The sequence below is a fragment of the Mycobacterium sp. Marseille-P9652 genome, from assembly GCF_902652685.1.
GTDB lineage: Bacteria > Actinomycetota > Actinomycetes > Mycobacteriales > Mycobacteriaceae > Mycobacterium.
In genome coordinates, this window is sequence record NZ_CACRUY010000044.1 from 33,290 (window position 1) to 48,005 (window position 14,716).

Genomic DNA, 14,716 nt, shown 5'->3' on the forward strand with positions numbered 1-14,716 from the left:
CTGGCCGCTGTGCGCCCGCGCGCGCGGACGGCACCCTCCGGCAAGCCGGTACCGTGTAGAGCGTGCAGCAGAGCGCGCAACGGCCGCCTCGCTGCGACCCACCGACGCTGCCAGCAGGAGAACATGGCCACCAACGCACGGCGTAAGCGCCACCGAACTCTCGCGTGGGTGGCCGCCCTGACCGTGGCCGCCGTGGTGATGCTGGTCATCTGGGCCGCGGTCGTCCTGCTGCGCAGCAAGGAGACACCGCCGAGCGCGGTGCCGCCGGGCGTGCTGCCGCCGTCGTCGACGACGACCCATCCGCACAAGCCGCGCCCGGCGTCGCAGGACGCCTCCTGCCCGGACGTCTACCTGGTCAACGTCCCAGGGACGTGGGAGTCGTCGCCGCAGGACGATCCCGTCAACCCCGGGCAGTTCCCGAACGCGCTGCTGCACAAGGTGACCGCGCAGCTGGCAGGCGAGTTCCCGTCGTCGCGCCTGCAGACGTACACCACCCCCTACACGGCGCAGTTCCACAACCCGCTCAGCGGCGACCCGCAGATGTCGTACAACGAGAGCCGGACCGAGGGCACCCGTGCGACCACCCAGGCGATCACCGACATGAACGCCAAGTGCCCGCTGACCAGCTACGTGCTGATGGGGTTCTCGCAGGGCGCGGTGATCATGGGCGACATCGCCAGCGACATCGGCAACGGGCGCGGACCCGTCGACGACGACCTGGTGCTCGGTGTGACATTGATCGCCGACGGCCGCCGGCAGGAGGGTGTGGGCGACGACGTCGGACCCAACCCGCCGGGGCAGGGCGCCGAGGTCACGTTGCACGAGGTGCCCGTGCTGTCCGGGCTCGGCCTGACGATGACGGGCGCGCGGCCGGGCGGCTTCGGCGCCCTCAACGGCAAGACCAACGAGATCTGCGCGCCGGGTGACCTGATCTGCGCCGCACCGCAGGAGGCGTTCAGCATCGCCAACCTGCCCGCCACCCTGAACACGCTGGCCGGCGGGGCGGGGCAGCCGGTCCACGCGCTCTACGGCACCACCCAGTGCTGGAGCCTGGACGGTGCTCCGGCGACCGACTGGACGCTCAACTGGGCGCACGGACTCATCGCGAACGCGCCTCACCCCAAACACGGATGACATACCAATAGCTATCGGCTCACAAGGCGGTATCGGCGGTACCTTGTGATTTGGTGTGCCGCGGGCGGCCCCGTAACATTAAGAAGAATTTAAGAAAGACGCGACGTTTGTTGCGGCCCACACCGGGTAACGACCGGCGCCTCGCAGACCGGCGACGTGCGTAGGCTGGCCCGGGCGCGGGGAGAACGGTCGGCGCGGCCGACACGGAGAGGTAGACGGTCGGCGCAGCCGACGCAGATGTGAAGTCGGCATGGCCGACCTGGCACCGTTGCGACAGGAGATCGGTATGGCGTACCACAACCCATTCATCACGAATGGGAAGATCCGGTTCCCGGACAACCTCAACCTGGCCCGCCACGTCGAGCGGTGGGCGTCGGTGCGCGGGGACAGGCTGGTCTACCGATTCCTCGACTTCTCCACCGAGCGCGACGGCGTCGCGCGCGACCAGACCTGGCGGGAGTTCAGCCAGCGCAACCGCGCCGTGGCCGCCCGGCTCCAGCAGGTGACCCAGGAGGGCGACCGCGTCGCCCTCCTGTGCCCGCAGAACCTGGAATACCTCAACGCCTTCTTCGGCACCCTCTACGCCGGCCGGATCGCGGTGCCCCTGTTCGACCCGGCCGAGCCGGGCCACGTCGGGCGGCTGCACGCGGTGCTCGACGACTGCACGCCGTCGACGATCCTGACCACCAGCGACTCCGCCGAGGGCGTCCGCAAGTTCTTCCGCAGCCGCCCCGCCAAGGACCGGCCGCGCGTCATCGCGGTCGACGCGGTGCCCGACGAGGTCGCCACCACGTGGCAGCAACCGACGTCCAACCCGGAGACCATCGCCTACCTGCAGTACACGTCGGGCTCCACGCGGACGCCGACCGGGGTCAAGATCACCCACCGGAACCTCCCCACCAACGTGGTGCAGGTGCTCGACTCCCTGTCCGTGAATGCGGGTGAGAACTCCCGCGGCGTGTCCTGGCTGCCGTTCTTCCACGACATGGGCCTGATCACGGTCCTGCTGTCGCCGGTGTTCGGCCATCACATGACGTTCATGACGCCGGCCGCATTCGTCCGCCGGCCCAGCCGCTGGATCCGCGCGATGGCGCGCACCTCCGACGACGACGGCGAGGTCTACTCGGCCGCACCGAACTTCGCGTTCGAGCACGCCGCCAACCGCGGCACGCCCAGGGACGGCGAGCCCCCGCTGGACCTGAGCAACGTCAAGGCGGTCCTCAACGGCAGCGAGCCGGTGTCCCCGGCGTCGATGCGCAAGTTCTACGAGGCGTTCGCGCCGTACGGGCTGCGGGAGTCGGCGATCAAGCCGTCCTACGGCCTCGCCGAGGCGACGCTGTTCGTCTCCACCACCCCGATGGACGAGGCCCCGCTCGTCATCCACGTAGACCGGGATGCGCTGAACGAGCAGCGGTTCGTCGAGGTCGGCAAGGACGACCCGAAGGCCGTCGCCCAGGTCTCGGCCGGGGTGGTCGGGGTCGACGAGTGGGCGGTGATCGTCGACGCCGACACGGCCACCGAGCTGCCCGACGGCCAGATCGGCGAGATCTGGCTGCACGGCAACAACATGGGCATCGGCTACTGGGACAAGGAACAGGAAACCCAGGAAACCTTCAAGAACATCCTCAAGTCGCGCACCAACCCGTCCCACGCCGAGGGCGCGGCCGACGACGCGACATGGGTCCGCACCGGCGACTACGGCACCTTCCACAAGGGCAACCTCTATATCACCGGCCGCATCAAGGACCTCGTCATCATCGACGGCCGCAACCACTACCCGCAGGACCTCGAGTACTCGGCGCAGGAGGCCAACAAGGCCCTGCGCACCGGGTACGTCGCAGCATTCTCGGTGCCGGCCAACCAGCTGCCGCGGGAGGTGTTCGACAACCCGCACGCCGGGCTGAAGCACGACCCTGAGGACACCTCCGAGCAGCTGGTCATCGTCGCCGAGCGCGCCGCCGGCGCGCACAAGCTCGACTACCAGCCGATCGCCGACGACATCCGGGCCGCCATCGCCGTGCGGCACGGCGTGACCGTCCGCGACCTGCTGCTGGTCCAGGCCGGGCTGATTCCGCGCACGTCCAGCGGCAAGATCGGCCGCCGCGCCTGCCGCGCCGCCTACCTGGACGGCAGCCTGCGCAGCGGCATCGGCTCCCCGACCGTATTCGCCTCCGGCAACTGACCCTTTTCGAGAACCATGGCTGACACAGAATTCGACGTGAACTCGCTACCCGACAACCTTCCCGAGGCGACGCGCGCGCCCGCCCAGACGGACATGACGATCCCCGAGATGCGGCAGTGGCTGCGCAACTACGTGGCCAGGTGCACCGGGCAGTCCCCGGATGCCATCGACGAATCGGTGCCCATGGTGGAGCTCGGCCTGTCGTCCCGGGACGCGGTGGCGATGGCCGCCGACATCGAGGACATGACCGGTGTCACCCTCTCGGTGGCGGTGGCCTTCCAGCACCCGACCATCGAGTCGCTCGCGACCCGCATCATCGAGGGCGAGCCCGAGAGGGAAGACGACGGCATCGACGTCGTCGACTGGTCGCGCAAGGGTCCGGCCGAGCGGGTCGACATCGCGATCGTGGGCCTGTCCACCCGCCTGCCGGGCGACATGAACAGCCCCGACGAGACGTGGCAGGCGCTGATCGAAGGGCGCGACGCGATCACCGACCTGCCCGAGGGCCGCTGGTCGGAGTTCCTCGACGAGCCGCGCCTGGCCGAGCGCATGGCGAAGGCCCGCACCCGCGGCGGCTACCTCAAGGACATCAAGGGCTTCGACTCCGAGTTCTTCGCGGTGGCCAAGACCGAGGCCGACAACATCGACCCGCAGCAGCGGATGGCGCTGGAGCTCACCTGGGAGGCGCTCGAGCAGGCCCGCATCCCCGCATCGAGCCTGCGTGGCAAGCCCGTCGGCGTCTACGTCGGCGTCTCCAACAACGACTACGCCATGATGGCGGTCGCCGACCCGACCACGGCGCACCCGTACGCCATCACGGGCACCGCGACGTCGATCATCGCCAACCGGGTCTCCTACTTCTACGACTTCCGCGGGCCCTCGGTCGCGGTGGACACCGCGTGCTCGAGCTCGCTGGTGGCGATCCACCAGGCGGTGCAGGCGCTGCGTAACGGCGAGTGCGACGCGGCCGTCGCCGGCGGCGTCAACGCGATCGTCACGCCGGCGGTGACGCTCGGCTTCGATGAGATCGGCCAGGTGCTGTCTCCTGACGGCCGGATCAAGTCCTTCTCCTCGGACGCCGACGGCTACATCCGCTCCGAGGGCGCCGGCATGCTCGTGCTCAAGCGGGTCGACGACGCCCGCCGCGATGGCGACCAGATCCTCGCGGTGATCGCGGGCAGCGCGGTCAACCACGACGGCCGGTCCAACGGGCTGATCGCGCCCAACCAGGACGCGCAGGCCGACGTGCTGCGCCGGGCCTACAAGGACGCCGGCATCGACCCGCGCAACGTGGACTACATCGAGGCGCACGGCACCGGGACGATCCTCGGCGACCCGATCGAGGCCGAGGCGCTGGGCCGCGTCGTCGGCCGGGGCCGCCCCGCCGACCGCCCGGCGCTGCTGGCCGCGATCAAGACCAACATCGGCCACACCGAGTCCGCGGCCGGCGCCGCCAGCATGGCCAAGGTGGTGCTGGCGCTGCAGCACGACAAGCTGCCGCCGTCGATCAACTTCGCCGGGCCCAGCCCGTACATCGACTGGGACAACGTGCATTTGAAGGTCGTCGACCAGCCGACCGACTGGCCGCGCTACGGCGGTTACGCGCTGGCCGGGGTGTCGAGCTTCGGTTTCGGCGGGGCCAACGCGCACGTGGTGGTGCGCGAGGTCCTGCCCCGCGACGTCATCGAGCGCGAGCCGGAACCGGAAGCCGTCACCAAGCCGGCCGCCGAGGCGGCCGAAACCCCGGCCCTCGAGGGGCACTCGCTGCGCTTCGACGAGTTCGGCAACATCCTCTCCGACGAGCCCGGAGCCGACGAGGAGGAGTACGAACTTCCCGGCGTCACCGAGGAGGCGCTGCGGCTCAAGGAGGCCGCGCTGGAAGAGCTTGCCGGACAAGAGCTTCCACCGCCCGTTGTTCCCCTGGTGGTGTCGGCGTTCCTGACCTCCCGCAAGAAGGCGGCCGCCGCGGAGCTCGCGGACTGGATGGAGAGCCCCGAGGGGCAGGCGTCGTCGCTGGAGTCCATCGGCCGGTCGCTGTCGCGGCGCAACCACGGCCGCTCCCGGGCGGTGGTGCTGGCGCACGACCACGAGGAGGCCATCAAGGGCCTGCGCGCGATCGCCGAGGGCAAGCAGCGGCCGGGCGTGTTCAGCACCGACGGGCCGGTGACCAGCGGCCCGGTGTGGGTGCTGGCCGGGTTCGGCGCGCAGCACCGCAAGATGGGCAAGAGCCTTTACCTGCGCAACCCGGTCTTCGCCGAGTGGATCGAGAAGGTCGACGCGCTGGTCCAGGACGAGCTCGGTTACTCGGTGCTCGAGCTGATCCTCGACGACTCGCAGGACTACGGCATCGAGACCACCCAGGTCACCATCTTCGCCATCCAGATCGCGCTGGGCGAGCTGCTCAAGCACCACGGCGCCAAGCCCGGCGCGGTCATCGGGCAGTCGCTGGGCGAGGCGGCGTGCGCCTACTTCTCCGGCGGCCTGTCGCTGCGCGACGCCACCCGGGCCATCTGCTCGCGCTCCCACCTGATGGGCGAGGGCGAGGCGATGCTCTTCGGCGAGTACATCCGGCTGATGGCGCTGGTGGAGTATTCCGCCGACGAGATCAAGACGGTGTTCTCCGACTTCCCGGACCTGGAGGTGTGCGTCTACGCAGCCCCCACCCAGACGGTCATCGGCGGTCCGCCGGAGCAGGTGGACGCGATCATCGCCCGCGCGGAATCGGAGGGCAAGTTCGCCCGCAAGTTCCAGACCAAGGGCGCCAGCCACACCACGCAGATGGACCCGCTGCTGGGCGAGCTCGCCGCGGAGCTGCAGGGCATCAAGCCGATGAGCCCGACCGTCGGCATCTACTCGACCGTGCACGAGGGCAGCTACATCAAGCCCGGCGGCGAGCCGATCCACGACGTCGACTACTGGAAGAAGGGGCTGCGCCACAGCGTCTACTTCACCCACGGCATCCGCAACGCCGTCGACAGCGGGCACACCACGTTCCTGGAGCTGGCGCCCAACCCGGTGGCGTTGATGCAGGTAGGGCTGACGACGGCGGCGGCCGGGCTGCACGACGCGCAGCTGATCCCGACACTGGCCCGCAAGCAGGACGAGGTCGAGTCGATGGTCTCGACCATGGCGCAGCTCTACGTCTACGGCCACGACCTGGACATCTGGACGCTGTTCCCGCGTCCCGCCACCGGGCCGCTGGGTCCCGAGCACTACGCGAACATCCCGCCGACCCGGTTCAAGCGCAAAGAGCACTGGCTGGACGTCAACTTCTCGCACGGCACCAGCTCGGTCGTCATGCCGGGGGCCCACGTCGCGCTGCCCGACGGCCGCCACGTCTGGGAGTACAACCCGCGCGGCCTGACGGACCTGCCCGGGCTGGTGAAAGCCGCCGCGGCAGAGGTGATTCCGGACGCGCAGCTCACCGCGTCCGAGCAGCGGGCGGTTCCCGGCGAGGGCTCGTGTCTGGTGACGACGCTGACCCGGCATCCGGGTGGCGCGTCGGTGCAGGTGCACGCGCGCATCGGCGAGTCGTTCACGCTCGTGTACGACGCCCTGGTCAGCCGCGCCGGGTCGCAGGCCGTGCTGCCGGCGGCGGTCGGCGCGGGCACGGCGATCGCCGAGACCTCCGAGGCGTCGGTCGCGGACGGGGCCCCCGCCGACGAGGCCGAGGCGGAAACGCTGTCCGACAGCCTCACCAACCGGTACTTCCCGGCCAGCATGGGCAAGTGGTCGCCGGAGTCGGGCGAGACCGTGGCCGAGCGCCTGGGCCTGATCGTCGGGTCGGCGATGGGCTACGAGCCCGAGGACCTGCCGTGGGAGGTCCCGCTGATCGAGCTCGGCCTGGACTCGCTGATGGCGGTGCGGATCAAGAACCGCGTCGAGTACGACTTCGACCTGCCGCCGATCCAGTTGACGGCCGTGCGCGACGCGAACCTCTACAACATCGAGGAGTTGATCAAGTACGCGGTCGAGCACCGCGACGAGGTTCAGCAGCTGCACGAGCACCAGAAGACGCAGACGGCCGAGGAGATCGCCCGGGCGCAGGCGCAGCTGGTCAGCGGCGCGACGTTCGCCAACGTCACCGCGCCGGCCCCGGACCCGCAGGCGGAGCCGGACACCCAGTCCGATCCCCCGCCGGCCCCGGCCGCCGAGGCACCGCTCCCGCCGCCGCCGACGGACCCGTCGGGCCCGAATGGCGGGCAGAACAACGGCGGTCAGCCCAACGGCGCGCAGCCGAACCTCAAGGGCGCGGCCGACGCGCTGAACTCCGAGGCGGTCGCCAAGGCGCTGAACTCCGACGTGCCGCCGCGCGACGAGGCCGAGCGGGTCACGTTCGCGACATGGGCCATCGTCACGGGCAAGTCCCCGGGAGGCATCTTCAACCCGCTGCCCAAGCTGGACGACGACACCGCCGCCAAGATGGCGCAGCGGCTCGCGGAGCGGGCGGAAGGCCCGATCACCGCCGAGGACGTGCTGACGTCGGAGAACATCGAGGCGCTCGCCGACAAGGTGCGCGGGTACCTCGAGGCGGGCGTGGTCGACGGCTTCGTGCGCACCCTGCGCGCGCGCCCCGAGGGCGGCACGAAGCCGCCGGTGTTCGTCTTCCACCCCGCCGGTGGTTCGACGGTGGTGTACGAGCCGCTGCTCAACCGGCTGCCCGCCGACACCCCGATGTACGGCTTCGAGCGCGTCGAGGGGTCGATCGAGGAGCGTGCGGCGCAGTACGTGCCGAAGCTGATCGAGATGCAGGGCGACGGGCCCTACATCCTGGCCGGCTGGTCGCTGGGCGGGGTGCTGGCGTACGCCTGCGCGATCGGGCTCAAGCGGCTCGGCAAGGACGTGCGCTGGGTCGGGCTGATCGACGCGGTGCGCGCGGGCGAGGAGGTCCCGCAGACCAAGGAGGAGATCCGCGAGCGCTGGGACCGCTACGCCCGCTTCGCCGAGCGGACGTTCAACGTCACCATCCCGGAGATCCCCTACGAGCATCTGGAGCAGCTCGACGACGAGGGCCAGATCCGGTTCGTGCTGGACGCCGTCAGGGAGAGCGGCGTGGAGATCCCGGCCGGGATCATCGAGCACCAGCGCACGTCGTACCTGGACAACCGGGCGATCGACACCGCGCAGATCCAGCCGTACGACGGGCATGTGACCCTCTACATGGCCGATCGCTACCATGACGACGCGATCATGTTCGAGCCGCGGTATGCCGTCCGGCAGCCGGACGGCGGCTGGGGGGAGTACGTGTCCGACCTCGAGGTGGTGCCGATCGGTGGCGAGCACATCCAGGCCATCGACGAGCCCTACATCGCCAAGGTGGGCGCGCACATGACGCAGGCACTCAACGCGATCGAGGCGAAGGTAGGCAAGTAGTGACGGAAATGCTGCCCGCTCCCGTTCAGCATTCGACGGCCGAGAAGCTGGCCGAGCTGCACGCCCGCCTGGAGCTGGCGAAGGAGCCGGGCGGCGAGAAGGCCGCCGCCAAGCGCGACAAGAAGGGCATCCCGAGCGCACGGGCGCGGGTGCACGCGCTGGTCGACCCGGGCACCTTCCTGGAGATCGGCGCGCTGGCCAAGACGCCCAACGACCCGAACGCGCTCTACGGCGACGGGTGCGTCACCGGTCACGCCATGATCGACGGTCGGCCGGTCGGGGTGTTCTCCCACGACCAGACGGTGTTTCAGGGCACGGTCGGGGAGATGTTCGGCCGCAAGGTGGCCCGGCTGATGGAGTGGTGCGCGATGGTCGGCTGCCCGATCATCGGCATCCAGGACTCGGGCGGCGCCCGGATCCAGGACGCGGTCACCTCGCTGGCGTGGTACGCCGAGCTGGGCCGCCGCCACGAGGCGCTGTCGGGGATCGTCCCGCAGATCTCGCTGATCTTCGGCAAGTGCGCCGGGGGAGCGGTCTATTCGCCCATCCAGGACGACCTGCTGGTCTCGGTGCGCGACCAGGGGTACTTCTTCGTCACGGGCCCGGACGTGATCCGCGAGGTCACCGGCGAGGAGGTCACCCTCGACGAGCTCGGTGGCTCGGACGCCCAGGCCCGCAACGGCAACATCCACCAGGTGGTGAACTCCGAGGCCGAAGCATTCCAGTACGTGCGCGACTTCCTGTCGTTCCTGCCGTCGAGCGCGTTCGGCGAGCCGCCGATCATCAACCCCGGGCTGGAGCCGGAGATCACCCCCACCGACCTCGAACTCGACGCGATCGTGCCGGACTCAGACAACGCGGCCTACGACATGCACGAGATCCTGCTGCGGATCTTCGACGACGGCGACTTCCTCGACGTCGCCGCGCAGCACGGGCCGGCCATCATCACCGGGTACGCGCGCGTCGACGGCCGCCCTGTGGGCGTGATAGCCAACCAGCCCATGCACCTGTCGGGGGCGATCGACAACGAGGCGTCCGATAAGGCCGCGCGGTTCATCCGATTCTGCGACGCGTTCAACATCCCGCTCGTCTTCGTGGTGGACACGCCCGGGTTCCTGCCGGGCGCCGAGGAGGAGAAACGCGGCATCATCAAGCGCGGCGGCCGGTTCCTCTACTCCGTCGTGGAGGCCGACGTGCCGAAGGTGACGATCACCGTGCGCAAGTCCTACGGCGGCGCGTACGCGGTGATGGGTTCCCGGCAGCTGACCGCCGACTTCAACTTCGCGTGGCCCACCGCGCGCATTGCGGTGATCGGCGCCGAGGGGGCCGCGCAGCTGCTGATGAAGCGGTTCCCCGACCCGACGACACCCGAGGCGCAGCAGATCAAGAAGGACTTCATCGAGGGCTACAACCTCAACATGGCGATCCCGTGGACCGCCGCCGAGCGGGGATTCATAGACGCCGTCATCGACCCGCACGAGACGCGGCTGCTGATCCGCAAATCGATGCGCCTGCTGCGTGACAAGCAGATGTGGTTCCGCACGGCCCGCAAGCACGGGCTGATCCCGGTCTAGTTCTTTCCGCGACCAGCGCGCGGGTCATTTAGATGATCGTGCCGTCGGCGCCGGGGGTGCCGTCAGTTCCGGGCCCGCCCGACACGCCACCGGGTGTGCCCCCGGTGCCGCCAGTACCGTGAATATTGCCGGCGCCGCCGGCGCCGCCGGAGATGTGGCCGTCGCCGCCATCGCCGCCGTCCCCGCCGTCGCCGCCCGCGCCGCCGTTGCCGCCAGTCCCGTCATTGCTGCCGTTGCCGCCGCCGCCGCCGTTGCTGCCCAGGCCGCCGATGCCGCCGTTGCCGCCGATGCCAAGGTCTGCGTTGCCGCCGCCACCGCCAGTGCCGCCGGTCCCGGCGTTGCCGCCGGTGCCCCCGTTGCCGTGGTAGGTGTTCAAGGGGCCGTTGCCGTCTCCGCCGACCCCGCTGTTGCCGCCGTTGCCGCCGTTGCCGCCCCTGCCGCCGCCGGTTGCGGTGCCGCCGACACCCCCGATCCCGCCGTTGCCGCCAGTACCGCCGTTGCCGCCGTTCTGGTAACCGGTGCCGCCCTGACCGCCGGCCGATCCGGTGCCGCCGGTGCCGCCGGTGCCGCCGTCGCCGCCACCGATTGCCGCGCCGCCGGCGCCGCCGGCGCCGCCGGTGCCGGCAGTACCACCAGTACCGGCGGTCCCGCCTATTGCGAACCCGCCTACCCCTCCCGCGCCGCTGCTGCCGCCGTTGCCGCCGTTGCCGCCGTCACCGCCGCCGGTAGCGGCACCACCGACACCACCGACACCTCCACCGCCACCGTTACCCCCAGTGCCGATGATGCTGCGGCCCTTGCCGCCGGCACCGCCAACGCCGCCGGTGCCGCCGTTGCCCCCGGTGCCGCCGGCACCATGGTCGTTCGCTGTGCCGCCGGCACCGCCGTTGCCGCCGGTGCCGCCGCCACCGCCATTGCCGGCGTCGCCATAGCTGCCGTCGCCAGGTTCGCCGCCGGCACCACCGTTGCCGCCGCCACCGGCACTGCCGCCGCCACCACCGTTGCCGGCGTTCCCGCCGCCGGTTGCGGCACCGCCGCCGCCGCCTGCGCCGCCGTCGCCGCCCATGCCTCCGCCGCCGGCGGTGGCGGGAGCGGAATCCTCATGGGTGGACCCGCCGAAACCACCGTTTCCTGCGTTACCGCCGGACCCGCCGGTGCCGGCGTTACCGCCGTTGGCTGCGGTGCCCCCGGTGCCCCCGGTGCCGCCTTTGCCGCCGGCGCCGCCCATGCCGCTGGTCGGACCAATACCGCTTCCGCCGCTGGTGTAGCCGCCGCCGCCGCCGTTGCCGGCGTTACCGCCGGCACCGCCGTTGCCGGCGCTGCCGCCGTTGGTTGCGGTGCCCCCGGTGCCGCCGTTGCCGCCTGCGCCGCCGCCGCCGCCGGCGCCGCCAATGCCGCCGTCGCCGCTTAAGACTGTGACACCGCCGCCGGTGCCGCCATTGTTACCGGTGCCCCCGTTGCCGCCGTTACCGGCAACGCCGACGTCCGTGTTTCCGCCCCCGCCGCCCGCGCCGCCGTTGCCTCCGTTGCCGCCGACGCCACCGCGGGGGGTGGGGACGACGATGTGCTGGTTGCCGCTACCTCCAGCCCCCGCACTTCCGGCGATACCGGCGTTGCCGCCGTCGCCGCCGTCGCCCCCGTTGCCGCCGCCGGTGGCTGCGCCGCCGGTCCCGCCGGCCCCGCCGTCGCCGCCGTTGCCGCCGTTGCCGCCGACGCCAGTTGGAAAGCTGGCGCTGGCGCCGGAGCCGGCGATGCCGCCGCCGCCGCCGTTTCCGCCGTTTCCGCCGTTTCCGCCGCCGGTGGCTGCGCCGCCGCTGCCGCCGCCACCGCCTGTGCCGCCGTTGCCGCCGTTGCCGCCCTGGTCGCCCGCGGGACCGGTGCCGCCGGTGCCGCCACCGCCGGCTTGGCCGCCGTTGCCGCCTTTGCCGCCATTGCCGCCGTTGGTCGCGTTGCCGCCGGCGCCGCCGTTCCCGGCCGTCCCACCGCTGCCGCCATTACCGCCGAATCCGCCGATGTTGAGGGCGCCGCCGTTGCCGCCGGTCCCGCTGCTGCCACCGTCACCGCCCGCGCCGCCGTCTCCACCGCCGGTCGCCGTACCGCCGCTACCGCCGGTGCCGCCGTTGCCGCCGATACCGCCGTTGCCGGCGCGGTGGGCCCCCCCGCTCGCGCCGAGCCCTCCGGTGCCGCCGTTGCCGCCGCTGCCGCCGGCACCACCGCCGCCGGCGTTGCCGCCGTTGGTTGCGGCGCTGCCGGTGCCGCCGGCACCGCCGTTGCCGCCGGCACCGCCGGCGCCGCCGGGTCCGGTGTTGAATGGGCCGTTGCCGCCATTGCCGCCGTTGCCGCCGGTGCCGCCGCCGCCGCCGGTGCCGCCGGCGCCTCCGTGACCGATGGCGCTGCTGGTACCGGGGGCGCCTCCCGCGCCGCCGTTTCCGCCTGCGAGGCCCGCACCGCCGGCGTCGGTCCCACTGCCGTTTCCGCCGTTGTCGCCGGTCCCGCCTGTGCCGCCGGTGCCGCCACGGCCGCCGAACCCATCGGTGCCGGTGACGCCGCCGCTGCCGCCGCTGCCGGCCTGACCGCCGGCGCCGGCGTTGCCGCCGCTGCCGCCGCTGCCGCCGTCGCCGCCAACCTGGTTCAGGCCGACGCCTGATCCGCCGTTGCCGCCGTTGCCCCCGGTACCGCCGCTGCCGCCGTCGCCGCCGCTGCCGTTGGTGCCGCCGGAAGTGCTATTGCCACCGATGCCGCCAGCGCCGCCGGCGCCGCCTGCAAATCCGGTTCCACCGACACCACCGGCGCCCCCGCCCGTGCCGGCAGTGCCGTTGTCACCGGCGCCTCCCGTGCCGCCGGTGCCTCCCTTGCCCCCGAGGCCAGAGAGTCCTTGAGCGCCGCCCGTTCCTCCCGTGCCGGCCGAACCGCCGGCTCCCGCGGCACCGCCGGTCCCGCCCGTCCCGCCGATACCGCCTGCTTGGTGTAAGCCGACGCTGGATCCGCCGGCGCCGCCGGCGCCGCCGCTGCCGCCGGTGCCGCCGACGCCGCCATTCCCGTTGGTGCCGCCCGCGCCGCTGTTGCCGCCGGTGCCGCCTTTGCCGCCATTGCCGCCGGCATACCCGGAACCGCCGGTGCCGCCGCCACTTGCGGGGTCACCGTTGTCCCCCACGCCGCCGGTGCCGCCGATGCCGCCGGTGCCGCCACTGCCTGCGTTTCCGATGGTGCCGCCGGCACCGGCCAGGCCACCGGCTCCCGCGTCGCCGCCGTCGCCGCCGTTCCCTCCGTTACCGCCGGTCATGTGTGCGCCAACACCCGAAGTTCCGGTGCCCCCGGCGCCCCCGGTGCCGCCGTTGCCGCCTATACCGCCGCTGCCGTTGGTGCCGCCGGTGCCGCTGCTACCGCCGGTGCCGCCATCTCCGCCTTTGCCGCCCGCGTAGCCGTCGCTGCCCGGGGCGCCCCCGGAGCCGGGGACGCCGCTGTCGCCGGCGCCGCCGTGGCCGCCGCTGCCACCTTGACCGCCGGTACCCGCGTTGCCGTTGTGGCCGCCGGTGCCGCCGGTGCCGACGAGACCTCCTGCGCCGGCGTTGCCACCGTTGCCGCCGTCACCGCCGGCGCCACCGGCCAGGTGTAGGCCGACGCCGGCCCCACCGTCTCCGCCGGCGCCACCGGCGCCGCCGTTGCCGCCGAGACCGCCGTTGCCGTTGGTGCCGCCGGCGCCGCTGCTGCCGCCGTCACCGCCGTCGCCGCCCCTGCCGCCGGCAAATCCCGCGCCACCGGGGCCGCCGCCGGAGCCGGCAGTGCCGCTGTCGCCGATGCCGCCGTGGCCGCCGCTGCCGCCTTGACCGCCGGTGCCGGCGATACCGTCCTGGCCGCCGCTGCCGCCGATGCCGACGAGGCCGCCGCCGCCTGCGTTGCCGCCATCGCCGCCGTCGCCACCGTTGCCGCCGCCCATGGATATGCCGACGCCGGAACCACCGTCACCGCCGGCGCCGCCCGCGCCGCCGCTGCCGCCGACGCCACCGCTGCCATTGATACCGCCGACGCCGCTGCCGCCGCCGTGGCCGCCGTCGCCGCCTTTTCCGCCTGCCAACCCGGCGTTGCCGGCCCCGCCACCGGGGCCGACGGACCCGCTGTCACCGGCGCCGCCGCGGCCGCCGTTACCGCCGAGGCCGCCGTTGCCCGCGCTCCCGTCGTGACCGCCGGTACCCCCGGTACCCGCAACTCCACCGATCCCGGCGTTGCCACCCCCACCGCCGGCGCCGCCATCGCCGCCGGCCAGGCTCAAGCCGACCCCGGAACCACCATCTCCGCCGGCGCCGCCCGCGCCGCCGTTGCCCCCGACACCGCCGCTGCCATTGGTGCCGCCGGCGCCACTGGCGCCTCCATAACCACCGCCGCCGCCATTGCCGCCAGCCAAGCCACTGCCGCCAGCACCGGCGGGCCCGCCGCCGGTGCCGTTGAGTCCCTG

The 14,716-nt window shown here is 72.5% G+C and carries 5 protein-coding genes; 4 read left to right on the plus strand and 1 reads right to left on the minus strand.

Features of this window, described 5'->3' with window-relative positions; translation table 11 throughout:
- The first annotated feature begins 123 nt into the window (after nucleotides 1-123).
- From culp6 to GPY60_RS20210, 4 genes are all read left to right on the plus strand, one after another.
- Nucleotides 124-1,134 (plus strand): carboxylesterase Culp6, encoded by a 1,011-nt coding sequence (gene culp6, locus GPY60_RS20195; RefSeq protein WP_156689469.1) that lies wholly within the window; start codon nucleotides 124-126, stop codon nucleotides 1,132-1,134.
- Nucleotides 1,135-1,420: 286 nt separating this feature from the next.
- A complete protein-coding gene (gene fadD32, locus GPY60_RS20200; RefSeq protein WP_156689476.1) occupies nucleotides 1,421-3,316 on the plus strand; it encodes a long-chain-fatty-acid--AMP ligase FadD32 in 1,896 nt (631 codons plus the stop codon).
- Between the two features lie 93 nt (nucleotides 3,317-3,409).
- The gene (gene pks13 / locus GPY60_RS20205) at nucleotides 3,410-8,689 is read left to right on the plus strand and encodes a polyketide synthase Pks13 (RefSeq protein WP_370462779.1); all 5,280 of its coding nucleotides are present in this window, start codon (nucleotides 3,410-3,412) and stop codon (nucleotides 8,687-8,689) included.
- 8 nt (nucleotides 8,690-8,697) lie between these two features.
- Complete coding sequence (locus tag GPY60_RS20210) at nucleotides 8,698-10,263, plus strand: acyl-CoA carboxylase subunit beta (protein WP_156689477.1); 1,566 nt, start codon at nucleotides 8,698-8,700, stop codon at nucleotides 10,261-10,263.
- Nucleotides 10,264-10,291: 28 nt separating this feature from the next.
- Here GPY60_RS20210 and GPY60_RS26705 read toward each other — a convergent pair whose 3' ends face one another.
- Complete coding sequence (locus GPY60_RS26705) at nucleotides 10,292-14,665, minus strand: PE family protein (protein WP_304610730.1); 4,374 nt, start codon at nucleotides 14,663-14,665, stop codon at nucleotides 10,292-10,294.
- Nucleotides 14,666-14,716: the final 51 nt, after the last annotated feature.

Excerpts from the sequence above, each read along its gene's own strand:
- fadD32 (WP_156689476.1), top strand. The coding sequence starts at position 1,421 with ATGGCGTACCACAACCCATTCATCACGAATGGGAAGATCCGGTTCCCG.
- pks13 (WP_370462779.1), top strand. The coding sequence starts at position 3,410 with ATGACGATCCCCGAGATGCGGCAGTGGCTGCGCAACTACGTGGCCAGG.
- GPY60_RS20210 (WP_156689477.1), top strand. The coding sequence starts at position 8,698 with ATGCTGCCCGCTCCCGTTCAGCATTCGACGGCCGAGAAGCTGGCCGAG.
- culp6 (WP_156689469.1), top strand. The coding sequence starts at position 124 with ATGGCCACCAACGCACGGCGTAAGCGCCACCGAACTCTCGCGTGGGTG.